The sequence below is a fragment of the Acidithiobacillus sp. HP-2 genome, assembly GCF_015100155.1.
Taxonomy (GTDB): Bacteria; Pseudomonadota; Gammaproteobacteria; order Acidithiobacillales; family Acidithiobacillaceae; genus Acidithiobacillus.
In genome coordinates, this window is the sequence record NZ_JACKZA010000010.1 from 21,162 (window position 1) to 39,575 (window position 18,414).

General features: G+C 53.0%; 18 protein-coding genes. 10 read left to right on the forward strand and 8 right to left on the reverse strand.

From position 1 onward, the window contains the following. The first annotated feature begins 65 nt into the window (after positions 1–65). Positions 66–5,111 carry an autotransporter-associated beta strand repeat-containing protein gene (locus H7F11_RS17105; RefSeq protein WP_193651850.1) on the forward strand — a complete coding sequence of 1,682 codons (5,046 nt, stop codon included), beginning with the start codon at positions 66–68 and terminating at the stop codon, positions 5,109–5,111. A 306-nt stretch (positions 5,112–5,417) separates the two neighbouring features. On the opposite strand, the gene yghU is transcribed toward H7F11_RS17105, so the two are convergent. Further along, positions 5,418–6,299 (reverse strand): glutathione-dependent disulfide-bond oxidoreductase, encoded by an 882-nt coding sequence (gene yghU, locus H7F11_RS09255; RefSeq protein WP_193651851.1) that lies wholly within the window; start codon positions 6,297–6,299, stop codon positions 5,418–5,420. 311 nt (positions 6,300–6,610) lie between these two features. On the opposite strand from yghU, the gene H7F11_RS09260 reads away from it, so the two are divergent. Together H7F11_RS09260 and H7F11_RS09265 are read left to right on the forward strand one after the other, a co-directional pair. After that, positions 6,611–7,621: an aldo/keto reductase gene (locus H7F11_RS09260; protein ID WP_227485385.1), complete on the forward strand. Its 1,011-nt coding sequence runs from the start codon at positions 6,611–6,613 to the stop codon at positions 7,619–7,621. 175 nt (positions 7,622–7,796) lie between these two features. Beyond that, on the forward strand, positions 7,797–8,234 hold the full coding sequence (locus tag H7F11_RS09265) for a hypothetical protein (protein ID WP_193651852.1): 438 nt from the start codon (positions 7,797–7,799) through the stop codon (positions 8,232–8,234). A 14-nt stretch (positions 8,235–8,248) separates the two neighbouring features. Here the strand turns inward: H7F11_RS09265 and H7F11_RS09270 are convergent, their stop codons facing one another. Genes H7F11_RS09270 through H7F11_RS09280 form a run of 3 tightly spaced genes read right to left on the reverse strand, consistent with a single transcriptional unit; the run spans position 8,249 to position 10,504 of the window. Beyond that, positions 8,249–9,169 (reverse strand): RNA polymerase sigma factor RpoD/SigA, encoded by a 921-nt coding sequence (locus H7F11_RS09270; protein WP_193651853.1) that lies wholly within the window; start codon positions 9,167–9,169, stop codon positions 8,249–8,251. Between the two features lie 55 nt (positions 9,170–9,224). Continuing rightward, positions 9,225–9,584: a hypothetical protein gene (locus tag H7F11_RS09275; RefSeq protein ID WP_193651854.1), complete on the reverse strand. Its 360-nt coding sequence runs from the start codon at positions 9,582–9,584 to the stop codon at positions 9,225–9,227. A 38-nt stretch (positions 9,585–9,622) separates the two neighbouring features. Then, entirely contained in the window at positions 9,623–10,504 is an 882-nt protein-coding gene (locus H7F11_RS09280; RefSeq protein WP_193651855.1) for a LysR family transcriptional regulator, read from the reverse strand. Positions 10,505–10,888: 384 nt separating this feature from the next. Here H7F11_RS09280 and H7F11_RS09285 point away from each other — a divergent pair, with 384 nt between their 5' ends. The 3 genes from H7F11_RS09285 to H7F11_RS09295 are packed head-to-tail and all read left to right on the forward strand — an operon-like array spanning position 10,889 to position 13,033. Further along, on the forward strand, positions 10,889–11,131 hold the full coding sequence (locus H7F11_RS09285; RefSeq protein ID WP_227485386.1) for a hypothetical protein: 243 nt from the start codon (positions 10,889–10,891) through the stop codon (positions 11,129–11,131). 40 nt (positions 11,132–11,171) lie between these two features. After that, entirely contained in the window at positions 11,172–12,386 is a 1,215-nt protein-coding gene (locus tag H7F11_RS09290) for an ISAzo13 family transposase (RefSeq protein WP_193651453.1), read from the forward strand. Between the two features lie 23 nt (positions 12,387–12,409). After that, a complete protein-coding gene (locus H7F11_RS09295; protein ID WP_227485387.1) occupies positions 12,410–13,033 on the forward strand; it encodes an oxygenase MpaB family protein in 624 nt (207 codons plus the stop codon). 223 nt (positions 13,034–13,256) lie between these two features. On the opposite strand, the gene H7F11_RS09300 is transcribed toward H7F11_RS09295, so the two are convergent. Then, the gene (locus H7F11_RS09300; protein ID WP_010642615.1) at positions 13,257–13,616 is read right to left on the reverse strand and encodes a HigA family addiction module antitoxin; all 360 of its coding nucleotides are present in this window, start codon (positions 13,614–13,616) and stop codon (positions 13,257–13,259) included. Positions 13,617–13,632: 16 nt separating this feature from the next. Then, entirely contained in the window at positions 13,633–13,914 is a 282-nt protein-coding gene (locus tag H7F11_RS09305) for a type II toxin-antitoxin system RelE/ParE family toxin (RefSeq protein WP_126604773.1), read from the reverse strand. Positions 13,915–14,403: 489 nt separating this feature from the next. On the opposite strand from H7F11_RS09305, the gene H7F11_RS09310 reads away from it, so the two are divergent. Next, a complete protein-coding gene (locus H7F11_RS09310) occupies positions 14,404–14,565 on the forward strand; it encodes a hypothetical protein (protein WP_193651454.1) in 162 nt (53 codons plus the stop codon). 62 nt (positions 14,566–14,627) lie between these two features. Here the strand turns inward: H7F11_RS09310 and H7F11_RS09315 are convergent, their stop codons facing one another. Beyond that, positions 14,628–14,903 carry a glycine zipper domain-containing protein gene (locus H7F11_RS09315; RefSeq protein WP_227485388.1) on the reverse strand — a complete coding sequence of 92 codons (276 nt, stop codon included), beginning with the start codon at positions 14,901–14,903 and terminating at the stop codon, positions 14,628–14,630. A 377-nt stretch (positions 14,904–15,280) separates the two neighbouring features. Between H7F11_RS09315 and H7F11_RS09320 the strand changes: the two genes are divergently transcribed. Together H7F11_RS09320 and H7F11_RS09325 are read left to right on the forward strand one after the other, a co-directional pair. Further along, complete coding sequence (locus tag H7F11_RS09320) at positions 15,281–15,475, forward strand: hypothetical protein (protein WP_065974578.1); 195 nt, start codon at positions 15,281–15,283, stop codon at positions 15,473–15,475. A 1,139-nt stretch (positions 15,476–16,614) separates the two neighbouring features. Further along, positions 16,615–16,863 (forward strand): YMGG-like glycine zipper-containing protein, encoded by a 249-nt coding sequence (locus tag H7F11_RS09325; protein ID WP_010636705.1) that lies wholly within the window; start codon positions 16,615–16,617, stop codon positions 16,861–16,863. 93 nt (positions 16,864–16,956) lie between these two features. Here H7F11_RS09325 and H7F11_RS09330 read toward each other — a convergent pair whose 3' ends face one another. Beyond that, positions 16,957–17,202 carry a hypothetical protein gene (locus tag H7F11_RS09330; RefSeq protein WP_193658117.1) on the reverse strand — a complete coding sequence of 82 codons (246 nt, stop codon included), beginning with the start codon at positions 17,200–17,202 and terminating at the stop codon, positions 16,957–16,959. Positions 17,203–17,740: 538 nt separating this feature from the next. Between H7F11_RS09330 and H7F11_RS09335 the strand changes: the two genes are divergently transcribed. Further along, a complete protein-coding gene (locus H7F11_RS09335) occupies positions 17,741–18,412 on the forward strand; it encodes a hypothetical protein (RefSeq protein WP_075324170.1) in 672 nt (223 codons plus the stop codon). Positions 18,413–18,414: the final 2 nt, after the last annotated feature.

The following is an 18,414-nucleotide window of genomic DNA, read 5'->3' on the forward strand; positions in this document are numbered from 1 at the left end:
TGACGAATGGAAGGACTGTTGAGGTTTTTACCGGCTCAGGTGGGGTTCAGAACGGTGACATCACTGTGGATAGTCCAATCACAGCCGATGGAAGTGGTTCGCTCTACTCGGAGGCAACGGGCAATATCCCTGTCAATGCCAATATCAGCAGTTCTAGCAGCACGTCTCCACTCAACCTGTACCTCTGGGCAGGTTATTCAGATCCATCAATAAGTCAAACATATACTGCGGGTGCTGACCCCACTGCTGCTGTCGATATTGGACAGACAGCTAATGCGAAAATAAATACTGGCGGTGGTAATGTAGATATAAATACCGGTGATGCCACGCACGCCGGAGGCGCCGTCAACATTGGTATTGGCAGCATTGCAGGCAACATCAATACAGGTGGCGGCGCGCTGACGGTGAACGCGACTGGGATCACGCAGGGTACCGCGAGCGGTGATGCGCTGACGGTTGGGGGTACATCTACGTTCAACGCCGGTGCGGGTGTGCTGGATTTGGGCAGTAGTGTCAATGATTTCACCGGAGCGGTAAGCCTCAACAACAGCGGTACGAACGGCGTCACGCTGAACAACGGCAGTCACGCCCTGGAATTGGGTACTTCCAGCGTGGGTAGCAGTCTGGATGTTACGGCAGGTAATATTTCGCTAACCAAAAATGTAACTGTCGGCAGCACGGTGGTTCTGGATTCGGGAGGCACCATTGATCAGACGGGCGGGATTCTAACGGCTGGGACGCTAACGGGCCGTTCGGCGGGAAGCACGACGCTGGATGGTGCCAATCTGATCACCGATCTGGGAAGTTTTACGGCCGCCGGATTCAGCTTGAGCGATGCGAATACAAATGGATTGACGGTTAATGGGCCAGTTGATTCTGTCAATGGCACGACTCCCGAGGACGTCACATTATCGACGACGAAGCAGGATGGCGACCTCACGATTGACGGCACGGTGGATGGAGCGAAGACCACCCTGACCTCAGACGGGGATATTTCGGAAGGCGCAAACGGAGTAATTGACGCTTCTAACCTGACGGGCAGTTCGGTGGGAAGCACGACGCTGGACGGAGTCAATCTGATCACCGACCTGGGAAGTTTTAAAGCAGACGGATTCCGCCTGACCAACGCACAAAACCTGACGGTGTCCAGCGGTGCCACGGTGAACGGTGGTAACAGTACAGATCTGACGACGACGAAGGGTGGCAACCTCACGATTGACGGCACGGTAGATGGAACGACGACCACCCTGACCTCGGCGGGTACGATAGGAGAAGGCGCTGGCGGTGTGATCAGCGCCACCGATCTGACGGGCAGTTCGGTAGGAAGCACGACGCTGGATGGTGCCAATCTGATCACCGATCTGGGTATCTTCACGGCTGCCGGATTCAGTCTGACCAACGCACAGGCGCTGACGGTCAATGGTCCGCTGACGACGACTGGCAATACCGGGACGATTGATCTGACCACAACCAAAGGTGAGTTAGACGTGAATACGGGCCTGACAGGTGGTGCGATTACTCTGAATTCGGCGGGAAATCTTCCCCTGACTCAAAACATCAGCGGCAGCACGGTGGTTCTGGATTCGGGAGGCACCATTGATCAGACGGGCGGGATTCTAACGGCTGGGACGCTAACGGGCCGTTCGGCGGGAAGCACGACGCTGGATGGTGCCAATCTGATCACCGACCTGGGAAGTTTTAAAGCAGACGGATTCAGTCTGACCAACGCACAAAGCCTGACGGTGTCCAGCGGTGCCACGGTGAACGGTGGTAACAGTACAGATCTGACGACGACGAAGGGTGGCAACCTCACGATTGACGGCACGGTAGATGGAACGACGACCACCCTGACCTCAGACGGAGATATTTCGGAAGGCGCAAACGGAGCCATTGTTGCTTCTAACCTGACGGGCAGTTCAGTAGGAGGCGCAACCCTGAACACTAGCAACAATAGCATTGCCAACCTGGACACATTTACAAATACGGGTTCGGGTGGGCTTACGCTGACGGATAATCAAGCCCTCAATATCGTTGGTGCGATTAGTGCAAAGAGTTTCATCCTGAACGACTCCAATGGCGTTACCCTAACCAGTTCCATTACCGCCGCTACTACTTTGGCTTCTGGAACAGAATTGCAAATTGGGAATGGAAGTACATCGGGTTCTATTACGGGCGCAATAACTGATAATGGAGCCTTAAATTTTGACCAACCTCAATCCGATGTTGCCACATTAAATAATATCATCAGCGGTAGTGGTAGTGTTATTCAATCAGGCACAGGTTCTTTAACCCTCTCCGGTGTCAATACCTATAGCGGCGGCACCACTTTGAACAGTGGCACCACATCTATCGGATCTGCAGACAATCTGGGTAGCGGGGCTATCACCTTCGATGGTGGCACTCTCGAAACCACCGCTGCGCTTACGGATGCCGCTGCCATCGACTTAAAGACGACAGGCACGCTGAACAACGGCGGCAATAACGACACGCTCTCTGGCATTATTTCTGGTTCGGGCAGCATAGCCCTTGCCGGCTCGGGAACTACCACCCTCTCCGGTGTCAACACCTACAGCGGCGGCACCACGATCAACGGTGGCACCCTGGCTCTCACTGGCACGGGCAGTATCGCCGACTCTTCCGGTGTTACCGACAACGCCAGCTTCGACATCAGCGGAGTAACCAGCAAGGGCGGAGCCAGAATCGCCAGTCTCAAGGGTACGGGCACCACGACGCTGGGCAGCAACAACCTGACTCTGACCAACGCCAGTGGTACCGACAGCGGGTCGATCAGCGGCACAGGCGGACTGGTTCTGACCAAGGGCACGGAAACCCTCTCCGGCGCCAACACCTACAGTGGTGGCACTACCGTTGATGCGGGCACTCTGAATGTCGCCAGTGGCGGAACGCTGGGTGACGGGGCATTGAACGTCGCCAGTGGCGCTACCACCAATCTGGATAATACGGCTCAGACCATTACGGATCTGAACGGTGCAGGCGTCCTCAATCTTAATGGCGACACTCTCACCACGACGGGCAGTGGCACGGACAGCTTCTCCGGTGTCATCGGTGAAGCCTCAGGAACCACTGGTGCCCCCATCATGGACGGCACAGGTTCTTTGACCCTCTCCGGTGTCAATACCTATAGCGGCGGCACCACTTTGAACAGTGGCACCACATCTATCGGATCTGCAGACAATCTGGGTAGCGGGGCTATCACCTTCGATGGTGGCACTCTCGAAACCACCGCTGCGCTTACGGATGCCGCTGCCATCGACTTAAAGACGACAGGCACGCTGAACAACGGCGGCAATAACGACACGCTCTCTGGCATTATTTCTGGTTCGGGCAGCATAGCCCTTGCCGGCTCGGGAACTACCACCCTCTCCGGTGTCAACACCTACAGCGGCGGCACCACCGTTGATGGTGGTGGCCTTCTTAGTGTTGATTCCGGGAACAGCGTGGGTACCGGATCGATAACGCTCAACAGCGGTGCGCTTGGTAGTAGCGCGGGCGTGGCTTCCGTTGCGCTGAGTAACGTTATCAGTATCGGGGGCAATGGCGGCGCACTTATCGGCACAGATCAAACCAGCATAGACCCCACTACCAGCAATGCACTAACCCTCACCGGAAAACTATCCGGCACAGGAACCCTTCAGACCCAGGGCACTATTATCGATAATGGCACGGGGGGTACCAGTGGCGGGACCACGGTCGCCAACGGGTTACTGGAAGTTGGAGACATCAACCATGCTGCGGCCTCCCTCAGCGGACCTGTCACCGTCGATAGCGGCGCTTATCTACGCGGCCATGGCACCATCATCGGCAACGTCACCAACAGCGGCACCGTCTTTCCTGGCGGCACCATCGGCATCCTGACGGTCAACGGTAATTATGTGCAGAATCCAGGCAGCACCCTGGACATCGAGGTAACGCCCAATGACAGCACTCCGGGTGTGGGCTACGATCAGTTGAATGTTACGGGCACGGCAGCGCTCAATGGCAAACTCGCTGTGCAGGTAGGCTCTGGTACCTACACCGTCGGCGAACAGTATGACATTGTCCATGCAGATGGTGGCGTCTCCGGGACCTTTTCGGGGGAGACCTACAACCCGCTTTTCGCCGGTTACCTCACACCGCAAATCAGCTATGGTGCTCAGGATGTCTACCTGAAACTCACAGGCACCCCGCAATCCTACAACTCTGGTAGCGGCGTTGCAGATAATTTGTATGGTGTGAATGAAAGCCTGCAAAGTGCCATGGGAAGCGTGATGGATGGCTCCCAGGGTGTCGGTGGGTCTTCCCCAACATTCACAGCTACGCACGTCGGCAGCTGGGCCAAAGGTCTGGGTGGCTTCGGGCGCGCCAATGGGGCCGATGTCATGGATTATGGCGGGGTAGCCGGATACGGTAAGGCAATCACGCATCACCTGGTCCTCGGTGCCGCGTTCTCCGGCATGGGCACCCAGACCCGCACACAGCAACAGGCGGTCAGTGGTAAATCTTTTGGCCTCTACGGCTACGGGATATATGCCCATGGTGCTCTCAGGATTTCCGGCACACTCGGAACCGGCCTGTTGTCCGCCAGCTCCAACAGGAATCTAGATCCCACGGGCATGAGCGCATCGGGCTCCACCAGCGGCTGGTTCTTCGGTTCCGGCGTCCAGGCGCAGTATCTGGTGCCGCTGGGGCAGACCTTCCTCATGCCTTATGTGAGCGCTACCTACCTGCATGCGCATCTCAATCCTTTTGCGGAACAGGGTGCCGGACTACTGAATCTCTCCTATAGCGGTCAGACAGCCAACCTGGGCACCTTCACGGGTGGACTCCGGGCGGGCACAGATATAAAAGCGAGCGGCCTCACCTGGATACCCTGGGTGGAAGTAGGTGGCACTGGCACTGCGGGCAACCGGCATAACGCCAACATTGAGACGTTAGGACTTACCACCTCGACGGAAATCGGCCAGATTGCGCCAGCAGATAGTCTTGATACGGGAGCAGGGCTGACCATTAAAGGCAAGGGGCCCTGGACGGCAAAAGTCGCCTACGTCGGTCAGTTCGCCGGAAACACGCATTTCAATACATTTGATTTAACGGCGAATTATCGCTGGTAAAACGTCGGCAACAATACCATGCAAGGGCCGCCTTCGTGCGGCTTTTGTGTTTTTAAGGAACGTTTAATCGACAACACTTCGCTTCTGGACACGTTTGGGTTCAGATTCTGTCCATCAACTTGTCGATTTATCTGTTTGTAGTAAACATCACCGGGCGATTTTGCTTGCTGCCCACTAATTTCTGGACGACTGCTTCCGCTGCCCTGCCGTCGTTGAGTCTTTTTGGACGACAGCAGGACAGCGGTCGTTCAGCAGTGGAAGGGCTCTCAAAGGAACGAAGTCTGCTTCAGTATGTGAAGCCTTTGATTACGGCTTGGCATTTACGAGCTTATCTTGCGTGCGTAGATCAAAGTCACGCGCATCATGGCGTTCATGCAACTGGCTGGAAAGTTCGCCAACGATGCGGTTCACTTTGATTCCGCGTTGCACCTCAGGACGGGCGTAGATATTGTCTGTCCAGCGCCGAACATTCGGGTAGTCCTCCACCGAAAGAAACTCCGCAGCATCGTACAGCCAGCCTTTAACCAAACCACCATACCAGGGCCAGATGGCCATATCAGCAATCGTATATTCGCTACCTACGATATATTCATTTTCCGAGAGCCGTTTATCGAGCACGTCAAGTTGTCGCTTGGCTTCCATAGCAAACCGATTGATTGCATATTCAATCTTTTCGGGGGCATAGGCGTAGAAATGACCGAATCCGCCACCCAGGTAAGGGGCGCTTCCCATCTGCCAGAATAGCCATGATAGGCACTCGGCGCGCCTACTTGGATCGGTAGGCAGGAACGCCGCAAATTTCTGGGCTAAATACAGCATGATCGCCCCAGACTCAAAAACCCGAATAGGCTGTGAACCGCTGTAGTCTACGAGAGCTGGGATCTTGGAGTTTGGATTCACCGCTACAAAACCACTTCCAAATTGATCCCCGTCACGGATACGGATTAGCCACGCGTCGTATTCTGCACCGACATGACCCTGTGCTAACAACTCTTCTAGCAGGATTGTCACTTTTTGGCCATTGGGCGTCGCCAGAGAGTACAGTTGCAATGGGTGATGACCGACGGGGAGTTTTTTATCGTGGGTTGCTCCTGAAACAGGACGGTTGAGAAGCGTGACAGCACTAGCTGCTTCAGTCTTGTTCCAGACCCAAATCTTAGGGGGCACGTAGTCCGTTGAATTGGTCATGAATGATTCTCCTTGGATTGAACCAGGTTGCAATTTAACCATACTCGGTCATCACAACAATCGCTTCAATGCAACCCATGCGCATCAAACGGACAGGTTGCCGCATCTCGCCTTTGACGTGCTCAAATTTGGCAACCATTCTACTCTAATCAAGCCCTTGTATAAATTGAATTCAAGACGTTATCCACATCGTCAGGAGCTATGCGCGCCACGCAAAAGCAGGGATGTTGTGGTAAAATGAAGGGATTGATGGGGTACTATTCTCACTGACAAGCCCAAAATTATCGGATTTTCATTCGCGAGGTGAATTGATGGAATATCGTCAACTTGGTCGAACCGGTTTAAAGGTGTCTTCTCTTTGCTTAGGAACCATGACATTCGGCTCCACGTTTTACAATATCGCGACAGTTGGTCAGTCGGAAGCCGACGAGATGGTGCGTCATGCATGGGAGTCGGGAATTAATTTCTTCGATACGGCTGATGTTTATTCCCGTGGAGAGTCCGAAGAAATTCTTGGGATCGCCATGAAAAATAATGGGATACATCGGGACTCTACCGTTATAGCTACCAAAGTACGCGGCATCATGAGTGATGTAGACCCCAACGGATCTGGTCTTTCTCGCAAGCATATCATGACCGCTTGCCATGCCAGTCTGCGTCGCCTCGGAACAGACCATATCGATCTTTACCAAGTCCATGGCTGGGATAGCCACACACCCATGGACGAAACGCTGCGCGCCCTGGATGATTTGGTGCGTAGCGGCAAAGTGCTGTATGTGGGTTGTTCCAATTGGCCGGTTCGACACATCGCGCGTGCGCAAGCGTTAGCGGATGTCGGGCAGTGGACAGGTTTTTCTTCATTGCAAGCGTACTACTCTTTAGTTGGTCGGGATCTGGAACACGAACTGCTTCCTCTTTGTCGCGAGTTGGGTCTTGGAGTTCTTCCCTGGTCACCGCTATCCGGCGGCTTTCTCACGGGTAAATACCGTCGTGATGCCACCGCACCTGCCGAAGCAAGGCGGAAAGACTTTGATTTCCCGCCCATCGACCAGGTCCATGGCTATGATGCTGTGGAGGCTGCTGAGGCTATCGCCAGAAATATTGGTGCAACCATCCCTCAGGTGTCCATTGCTTGGCTTCTTGCCCAGACTGGCGTCAGCTCCGTTATTATCGGTGCAAAAAGAATGGAGCAATTAAGGGACAACCTGGGCGCTATTCAGGTTGAGCTAAGCGAGGAAGACGTGAAAATTCTATCCGCATTGACTGCCCCTGCGCCTCTCTATCCGCAATGGATGGTAAGTAGACAAAATGGCGATGCGTAGAGTAAGTATCTCTCAGAAAAGCTGGGAAATATTACTAACGTGTGATGCACAAAGATGACATCTGAATGGTAGGATTTAGCTCGACCTGGTCGCCGTAACTGTCGAAAAAAAGCATCTAGAAAGTTATTTGTCTTATTCATTTTTTGAAACTATTAGACTTTATTAGGATAGGTTTATGGCTGAAACCAGGGGATTATTAATCATCGATCTGCAATATGGGTTTTCACCAGATCCTGATTTGGTGGAGAGCGTCCGCGACGTGGCTACAAATTACCCCGTGGTGGTTGCGACACGTTTTGCTCCTCCTCCAGATCAAAACCCCGTCACTATCCAGGTCGCTGCAGATGGTGTCATTGATGTGGGGCATGACCTCATTATTGAAAGACCGGGCTATGGCCTCAATGCACCCGCTATTGATGCCCTTCAAAGCTTTTCTGAAATTACAGAGTGGGATCTTGTCGGTAGCCGGACAGGCGTTTGTCTGCTGGCCTGCGCCTTTTCCCTATCGGACGCCAGCATTCCATTCCATATAGTCCGACCCTTTCGCATATTGGAACCGGAGCCAGTATGTGAAGCCGTGGACCAGATTTTACAGCAGCATTTTAACGTCTGAGGCGATCTTCGGGTTCAGGCGAATAGAGATACTGCGTCCAGTCCGACGGCTTCGATACACCCGCGCAATATTTCCAAGGCCTCTGCCTGGATTTGGCGGACACTTTCTCGGGATATCTCAAGGTAGCGGCCTATTTCTTCCAGAGTAGCCCCTTCCGAGCCATCCAGCCCGAATCTCCAGAAGAGTATCTGCCGATGGTTATCCGGCATCTTTCTCAGACAATGATGAACCTGCCGCAAGCAGTCACGATCAGCGATATCCGCCTCTATGTTGCTGCCGGTATCGGCCATGCGCTCTACTAAAGCCTGGCCGTCCTCAGATCCATGCGCATCGTCCAGGCTAGTCATCCGTATGGTTCTGTCAAAACATTTATAGATTTCCCCTACCGGTAGGTTCATGGCCCCAGCAATTTCTTCCGGCGTAGGCTCGCCTTGTAAAACCTGTCGCAGGTGGCGTGTAGTCCGTAAAAACGCACTGATTTGTTTGACAACATAAATGGGAACCCTGATTACTTCTGTCTGGTTCATCAGCGACCTTTCGATATTCTGTCGTATCCACCAGGTGGCATAGGTCGAAAAACGGAATCCTTTGTCCGGATCAAATTTTTCGACGGCATGAATCAGGCCCAGATTCCCTTCTTCAATCAAATCGAGCAGGGGAAGCCCCCGGTGGAGATAGCGTCGGGCCAAATTGACTACCAGACGTAAATTGCTTTCAGTCATGGCGTTGCGCGCCGCCATATCCCCGGCTTTGACCCGGCGTCCAAGGGTGACTTCCTGTTCAGCAGTCAACAGCGGGGCACGTCCTATTTCCTGCAGATAAAGACGCACGGCATCGCCATGGGCGGTTCCTTCTTCATCGTCTTTGCTCGCCGCTGGTCTATCTGCAGCGTTCACCGAAAAGCACTGGCTATCGCTTCTGATCGCGTTGTCCATTTTTGATGTTCTCCAGAAGCCCGTTTGAAGCTTTCCGATGGTTCGGCAGAGGTCTCTAACCGAAAAAGTTTTCGATCATTACCCGCATATAAATGCCGCGTACCTCGGCACTTAACCCAGACACTTCATGCAGGCGTGATCTGACCCAGGCATTGGCCTTCGTCTCATTGCCTTTCGCTACAACCAGCCTTTTCCAGTTTTCTTTACTGATCCCAATATTAATGAGGGGAGGATTTTTATCCGGGGTAATCTCTATCAGAGTTTCTGCGTTATCCCTATGTTCCTGTCGGCCGTTCTGATTCATGTGTTTTGAATAGCCTCCAGTTGCTCGGTTCATGGATGAAACCGCATTTGCATAGAGGGTATGCTTTTTGTCGGGATAAGCATACCCAGAGTTATTGAGGGGGGTATTCACAGTACAGCGCTTCCATAAAACGCCGCATCCGTTTTTTTCTAACTTTTTACGATTTCCAGAAACTTGTCCAATGCTCTGGAGCGACGACTGGTCAGCGGCGTGGCCATAAAATTCAGACAGAGCATGTCATGACTTTCCAGCGTGGCTGCCGAAACCTGCCAGTCCGGACGGAGTTCAAGCACTTTTCTGTTCATAAATCCTATACCCAGATCGGCATGGATCATGATCCCTACCGACTCAATGTCGGCCACCTCGATAAAATGTTTGGGTGCAATACCACGGATCCGAAATTCTTTTTCAATGGCCGTGCGAACACCATTGCCTGGCTCTCTCCAGATGATCGGATAGTCATTGATTTCGTCAAACGAGACCTTCTTTTTTCCTGCCAGCGGATGATGTAAGGGCGTAACCAGGACAATTTCACTATCCCGCCAGAGGGTACTTTCAAAATAATCAGGTAACTCTGGCATCTCACCTTCCCCCTCAAAAAAGAATACATCCACTTCTCCGGCTGCGGCATGTTTCCAATACATTTCTCCACTTTTGATGTGCAGGTTTATTTGTGGATAGGCCTTTCGATAGCGTGTGAGGTAGGGAGGAAGATAGTAATTGGCGATGAGACTGGTGGAAACAATGTTGAGCTCTCCTTCCACCAGATTTTTCCGGCGGGCAATGACACTATCGATATCGCGTAACACCCTGCGTAAACGTTCGATGTCAGGAATCAGTGCCTGGCCAGCCGAGGTAAGCTTTACCCCGTTGACCTCGCGAGAGTATACGGGCTCGCCGACTAACTCCGTGAGCTTCCTCAATCGTTCCGAAATGGCTGACTGACTACGGTTCAGATGCTCTGCGGCGGCACTGATGCTGCCGTATTCCGCGATAGCCAATAGGGAAAGTAACTGCTCTTCATCTGCCATGAAAGAATTCTCCGGTTGTAGGGTTGTTGACTTTGATGCTGCATTTACAAGTTGATTTTTTGGAGCGGATGAGTAGTGGTTAATAACTGCGTCATGGACCCGTCCGGCCATCCGAACGCTCATTTTAGAATATTTTTGGGGGGGAGACATGCAGGCTTGTTTGTTGGGTAAGTATCTCTAACGTTGGGCTTCACTTCGCAACGTCCAGTCAAAAGGGAGGGCTTTGGAGCAAAATCCAGGATTAGTGATTTCTTCATCGTGCGGTACCCGTCTCCTGCCATGGTAGAATAATGTGGTTTCACAGATTTTTTCTCTACAAGACATGAAGCGCTCATAAGGCGCGCATAGGAAACCGATGCCTTCCAAGCTTTTTGTGAATTATCCATGATTACGGCGTATGACCGTGAAATTCTCCAGTTAGATCCGGTCAAGGATCACTGCCGAATCACCTTTCTGATGGCAACTTGTGCGTATCCTTTTGATATACCGCGTGCGCTTGAACTAGCCCTGTTTCGTACGTATGCGGTACCCCGCATTTCTGGTCTCCTTCGCCACACAGGAGAACTCACTGAACGCACCCGCAAACGTTACGATGATACCGACCTGCTCCTCAGTATTCATAAATAAATAACTTGTACTCACTATATAGCGGGTATAGTCTTGCGGCATGGAAGCAGACGCACTGATAGCCGCTCGACACCAAGCGCTCGAAGGGATACTGGATGAGCGGCAGAGACGGCTATATGCGGCAGTAGAAGCGAAGGTGCTGGGTCATGGCGGTGTCAAGCGGGTGAGTGAGGCTACCGGAGTCGCGCGGGGGTCCATCATGGCGGGTCTCAAAGAGCTCAAGGATCCGGAGAACAGGCTCCCGCAAGGCAGAGTTCGTCGATCGGGTGGCGGGAGAAAAAGGCTGGTGGATCGCGATCCGGACTTGCTGGTGGCCTTGGAGGGTTTGGTAGATCCTGCGGCACGCGGTGATCCCCAGTCACCGCTGCGCTGGACTTGCAAGAGCCTCAAGCAATTGGCACGGGAACTGGGCGAACAGGGGCACCGCATCAGCCATGTTTCTGTGGGCATTCTGCTCAAGGAATTAGGGTACAGCTTGCAAGGCAATCGCAAGACCTTGGAAGGCACTGATCACCCAGACCGAGATGCCCAATTCCGGTATATACAGGAGAAGACGCAGCAGGCACTGGACGCAGTGCAGCCCGTCATTTCGGTGGACACCAAGAAAAAAGAATTGGTTGGCAACTACAAAAATGCGGGTCAGGAGTGGCGGCCGCAGGGCGAACCGGAAGTCGTCCAGGTGCATGATTTTGTGGATAAGGAACTGGGGCGGGCCAACCCCTATGGGGTTTACGATCTCGCCCAAAACGCGGGGTGGGTGAGCGTGGGCACAGATCATGATACCGCCAGCTTTGCGGTGGCCACTATCCGGCGCTGGTGGTTAGGCATGGGTCACCCCCTTTATCCCGACGCCAAGGAGTTGATGATCACGGCCGATGGGGGCGGGAGCAATGGTTCTCGGGTGCGCCTCTGGAAGCTGGAATTACAAGGGCTTGCCGATGAACTCAATCTGCCGATTCGGGTGTGCCACTTTCCTCCGGGCACCAGCAAATGGAACAAAATCGAGCACCGTCTGTTTTCCTATATCAGCATGAATTGGCGGGGGCGACCTTTGGTGAGTCACGAAGTCATTGTCAATTTGATCGCGGCTACAACCACCAGCAAAGGCTTGAAAGTGTACGCCGCCATTGATCCTACACCCTACCCCAAGGGTATCAAAGTCACTGACGCTGAATTCGCTACCATCCAAATTGATCGCGATAACTTCCATGGGGAATGGAATTACGTCATCTCACCAAACAAAAAGTCCATGTAGTTTATTTATGATTCCTCAGTGAATTGATTGAACACGGCTACGATAGTCCACGAGGGCAGGCTGCCATTGAAAACATCAACCGCCAGCACGCCAGATATACGATTCGCAATGAGGACTATCTATATGTATTGTCTACGTTTATTTTTGAACCGATACGATGGATAGCGCGTTTCGGGCACCGCCCCCTGTCAGAAAAAGAACGCTTGGCCTGGTTCCACTTCTGGCGGGCCATAGGCATGCGCATGAACATTCAGGATATTCATGATGAATATGCTCAACTGGAGCAGTTTAATCGTTCCTATGAGGCAGAGCGTTTTCATTATTCCAATTCAAACCGGTATGTTGCAGACAAAACGATAGACTTGCTGCTGGGCTTTTATATGCCGCCCGTACTGTTTCGACTGGGACGGCCTGCCGTTTATGCGCTACTGGATCGCCCCTTACTCAATGCCTTGGGCTTATCTGGACAATCAATCTGGTTGAGCCGGGTGCTCACCCGTGCATTACTTTTGCGAGGACGAATAGCCAGTGCGCTACCGCTCAGAAACAAACCCGTGATGCGTACGCAATTGCACCGGCCAACCTACCCAGATGGCTATCGCATTGACGATCTTGGTCCAGAAAAACCTATGCAGAAGCGGGATTGAAGGTCCACCAAAGGCATGCTCTAGCCTTTTTCAGCCACCACCATGATTTTCTAAATTCAAGCTCAAAAGACTGCCACGATTTACAGTCATATAGACGAGTTTCGAGAACATGCTGGTCAGTCCGCCGAATGACCGCTTCCGCTGCAATATAGCCTTTCAGCCCACCTGCCACAGAGTGTGGCAAACTCAACCTGCCGAAGTCGTTACCAGCGGATTCTGGTCGTTACGCCGCATGCACGTCGTATCGTTGAATCTTATTGAGAACTGCCTGCATCGCGTGGCGCGTCACGGCGAGATCGTAATCGGTTTGCAGGCCCACCCAGAAACCGTCGCTCATCCCGAAAAACCGGGACAGCCGCAGCCCGGTATCCGGGGTAACGGCCCGCTTTCCCATCACGATCTCCCCGATACGGCGCTGCGGGACGCCGATTTCCTTGGCTAGACGATACTGGGTGATGCCCATCGGCTTCAGAAAGTCTTCCAGCAAGATCTCGCCGGGGTGAATGGGGGCAGACCGACCTTCGCGCAGATTCGCCACATCGGAAAAATCCATCTTTTCGATCTCGTCCACACGAATGCTCACGATATACCTCCATCCATCAGTGATAATCCACGATCTCCACGTCCCAGGCGTTGCTGTCGCGCCATACGAAGCAAATCCGCCACTGGTCATTGATGCGCATGCTCCATTGGCCGCTCCGATCGCCGGAGAGCTTCTCCAGGCGGTTGCCTGGCGGTACAGCCAGATCTTCGATCCGGCCGGCGCGATGCAACTGTGCCAGTTTCCGCTGCGCCATCCTCAATAATTCCGCTCCAAAGCGGCGCACTTTCAGGCCAGCGAAGACTGCGGCGGTTTGCTTGTCCGCAAAACTCATGATCATCGGTGAATACTAACGCGATCCGATAGTAGCGTCAAATAACGGTGTCTGTTAGTCCCGCACTTCTCAGTTTCCATACTGGATCGCAGGAAACAGCGCCGTCTGATGGCTGGCGCAGACTGAAAGCGGTCATTCATTATCCATGACCACTTGCAGAATTTGGTTTTGTTTCATGGCGAATCGCATCTCATATTCTTGATCTATCAGTGATGCCAATTTCCATGGTGCCAGGGTCCGTGGTGCCAATTGCCATGTTGCCAAGGCCCTGGCCTTCCATGCCCTGCCCATGGTGGCGGCCCCCGCCGAAGCCAAGGTCTGGGTCCATAGGCAACGACAGGAGGTGGCACGGGATAATATCTGACCACTGGTGGCGGCGTGTAATAAGCGACGGGGGGCGGCGCATAATACACCGGCGGTGGCGCGTAGTAGACGGGAGGCGTACCCAATTGCACGCTCAGTCCGGGAACCGCCAATCCTAAAGAAACGGCTGCCATGGCCGATGAACTGGTTAAACTCAACATCGCTGCTGCAAGGACGCAAGCAAAAATTGTCGTGCGTTTTATCGTGCGGGATTGTGGATTATTCATAAATATCTCTCGAAAAATCTCAATGGGCCGGATGGGTAATGTGCTTTCATGCATAGATTGTTATTGATAACCCGCATGCAAGCTCTCTGGAAATAAGCCTGGTGCCCTAACACTCAGTGCAGTAACAGGTCAATTACCGTTCAGGCTGTTTTCTATTTGGGGGAGAGCAGCACCTACACCCGCACCCACCGCACCACCTACCGCAGCACCGACGGCAGGATTGCCCGCAGCGACTGTTCCCAAAACCGCACCGCCAGCAGCGCCGATAGCTCCGCCACTCAGAGCACGCTGGCCCGTTGGGCTCATGTTGGCACAACCGGCTAATGCCATCACTGTTGTCAAAAGTAAGGCTGCCCGGACCCACGAAGCAGCAGGATTTGCACTTTTTATATCCGTTCCAGACATTGTAACCTCCTGTTCAGGTATTTCTCTATCAGACAATAGTCCGTAGAAATCTGCTCACACTACATTATAGCCAACATCTGAGACTTTCATCTGGCTATGATTCTCGTAGATCCAGGCTGTAAAAACCAAAGAGGATGCGGACTGGCAGGCCATAAGGCGTCAACTGTACGGTCTGCCGTGATCACTGCCATGTGTTGATATTTCATTTTTTGTTCCTATTTTTCAATGTGCTGAACGGGTATCGTTCTCCACTGTTCTTTCTTAGAACTGATAATGCAAGTACTGTGGTTTGATTTTCCAGGCACCATGTGGAATATCTAATGCAGAATGCGTGCCCCAAATTTACAGCCAAAGCTACCCCCACGAAGGATCGAATCATGACGCAAAAAACACGGCCAGACGATCACTGGACGTTAGAGAAACTGCGAAGCCTGCTGGGTTTTATCCTACGTATATTGATCGCTTGCGGCACCGCCATGATGATCAGTGGCTGCTTGCCGTTAATGGCGGCAAGCGCTGCAGGCAGTGTCATTTACTATAACATGCCGCATTCCAATAAAAATGCTGATTAAGCGTATTGTCTGACGCCCGTCCCCTGTTGCCCTGCTGTGCGCTACATGTGGCCAATGATCGCCTGACGGCGGCTATTATTCCGGGGAGATTCTCAACCTGACTGAAGAGCGACAACACAAATACTTAAAAATTAACCAGATGGAATAAGTCAGCGTCCCACTGTAGTGGACTGACTACAGTACAGTAGGGCTCGACCGAATGAAAACTGGCTGAAATCTTGTAGGAATGCTTTTTGCTGGTACGCCTTTGGTCTTTTTTATGGGAGCATCATTATGAAATCCATTCCCTCCCCCTCAACAGCTCGACGAAAATCGATGCTATGGGCGGTGGCTACCACCCTCGTCCTTTCATCGGCCGTTGGGATCGCTCCAGCACTCGCCGATGATCTTTCATTAGGCCTGGCCGTTCCGGGTCTGAGTGTTTCAGTAGGCGGAGCACCGGCCTATTATCCCGTATCCCCACCAGTAGTTTATGTGCCACCCCCACAACCCGTGTATTATTATGCGGCTCCGCCACCCCCGCCACCTCCTCCGCCGCCGGGACCTCCTCCACCAGGCCCGCCTCCACCGGGACCCGGGCCTTGGGGAGGGCCGCCACCACCGCCCCCACCTGGGCCTCCATCCGGCTATTACGCGGCTCCTACGCCTGTAGTGGGTTATGTATCCACTCCCTGGTAGGAATGTTGCGTGTATTCGCAAAACAGGATAAGAGAAAGGCCGTATTATTGGCTGATTGCGGGCACTTTATTGTTGAGCGGCTGCACCTCAACGATAGCGGCCCCACCTCCAACACCCACGTCGACGCACTATCGGCCTGAACAGATCTTACCTTATCCACCCGCCTCAACCATCTTGGCACCCACGCATCCAATCCAGAGAACATCAGGACTACAGCGCGATTGCCAGCAATACCAGGCGCAGGTGCGTCTATTGCAACAAAAGCTGACAAAACGACCGCACGCAGAAGGTCAAAGGGACGACCTTGACCAAATTAAGGCGGTCGTACAGCCGTTATGCACCAAACCGCTTTCTGGAACGTCCTATCGGATTGCCCGACAAGAAATTCTTCAGGCAACCCGGGATGTGGAACAACTATCCGGATCCCCTTCCACTACTACACCATAAGGAGCCTAATCCCCATGCAATATCCCCTTCGATTAAAATTCGGTCATCACCGGTACGGGTTAAAAGTTCTGGCGTTGGGTTTTTGTCTGATCGCCATGACTGGCTGCGCCAATATGAGCCCCACAGGACAACGCGCACTGAGTGGTGGGGCTATCGGTGCTGCGGGCGGTGCAGTGCTGGGTGCTGTTGTGGGTGGCAATCCGGCCGTAGGGGCCGCAGTGGGCGGTGCAGCAGGAGCAGCAACCGGCGCTTTGATGCACTGAAATCCTGATTCATGACCGGAGGAAACGCCCCATTTCAGAAAAATGGGGCTTTTTTTAGTGACTTTTACAGGGCATACGCGCCCATAAAATCCTTCACGGAGGGGGTGGCGGGGGCGGCGGCCCGGGTTGCTGGTAATACGCCCCGGGACCCGCTGGCCCTCCGGGCGGTGGTGGTGGGGGCGGTGCAGGATGCGCATAATATCCGCCAGGGCCTGGAGGCGGTCCAGGGGGGTACGCATAACATCCCGCCAACGCCATCAAGGTGCCGAACAAGGTCGCTACACGTAAAGCTGGTTGCCAGATGTTACGGCGCTTCAGTGACTCCATTTCATGGAACATACGGTTCTCCTGTAGGAAGATCGGTTTTTTATCTTTCCCCGAACAAATAGCTCAGGGGTTACGGTATAAAAAATGTGCATACCTCCTTTCCGCTTTGCGGTCACGCTTTTCGGACTTGTGTAGCGCTTTCCGATAATTGAGAAAGCAATAAGCGTTCCAGCACAGCGGAAGGATCTTGCGACAGAAGCGACATACTGAGCCGTGCCCGATTCCAGAAGAGAAGGGATCCGTTTTTATGGTAAGGGCATACAACAGGGACGCTATAGCCCCATATTGTCGCTAAAGTACAACAGATCTGCTGAAGAAAGGGTCATGTAGTCGCACCCTTTCTTCAGCAGACGGCGCAGACCACTGATTACATGAAAAATCTATCCCACGGGAACCTTTGGCATAAATTCTGCTGTCTTAGTCTCTGGACTCGACAGGGAGATTGTCTGCTTCTTGTCTATCCCGAGTGGCTTGATCGTAACGGGGTGACTTAGAAAGTCCTGCCATCACTTTCCGGCTGTTTTTTGACTCAACCAACAGGAGTGTTCCGATGATTCAGAAAAAAATATGGCTTACCGCATTGACCCTCGCACTGGCATTACCCCTGGGCGCAGAAGCGTCCGTATATGGCGTCATGAATCAGGTCGGGGTTTCCGGCAATGTACAAGGGGCCACCAATCGGTATGGGAACACCAACGGTGGACTCGGTCTACGGGCCAGCCTTTACAATGGTGGCTTGTTCGGCACGGCGAAATACCGCCATGAGTTCGGGGCTACCTACCAGGGTTACACCGGTGGCAATACCAACACCATTGGGCTCAAGCTCGGATATCTTTTCAACGCCAGCAATATCCTGGCTGTCGGGCCTTATGTCGGGTATGAGTATAACCGCTTTGCGCAGTCCAATGGCTATTATGGTTACCACTCTTCGCTGAGCACCAACGGTCTGGGTGGTGGTCTTTATGCGGCAGCATCTCTGCCAGGTGTCAATTTCACCGGATATGTCGGATACCTTGGCGGTATTTCGGAAACCCAGCATCTCTCTGGATTCGCACCAACCACGTTCAATCGTACTTCAGACCTTCTACAAATGGGGGTGAACGCCTATTATCCCCTAATGGCCAATGTCTCCCTGTACGTCGGATTACATGATGATGATTTTACACAGCGAGGCGCGCCGAATATTCTTCGCGGCGATGTGGGCTTGGGTATGCAGTTTTAAGG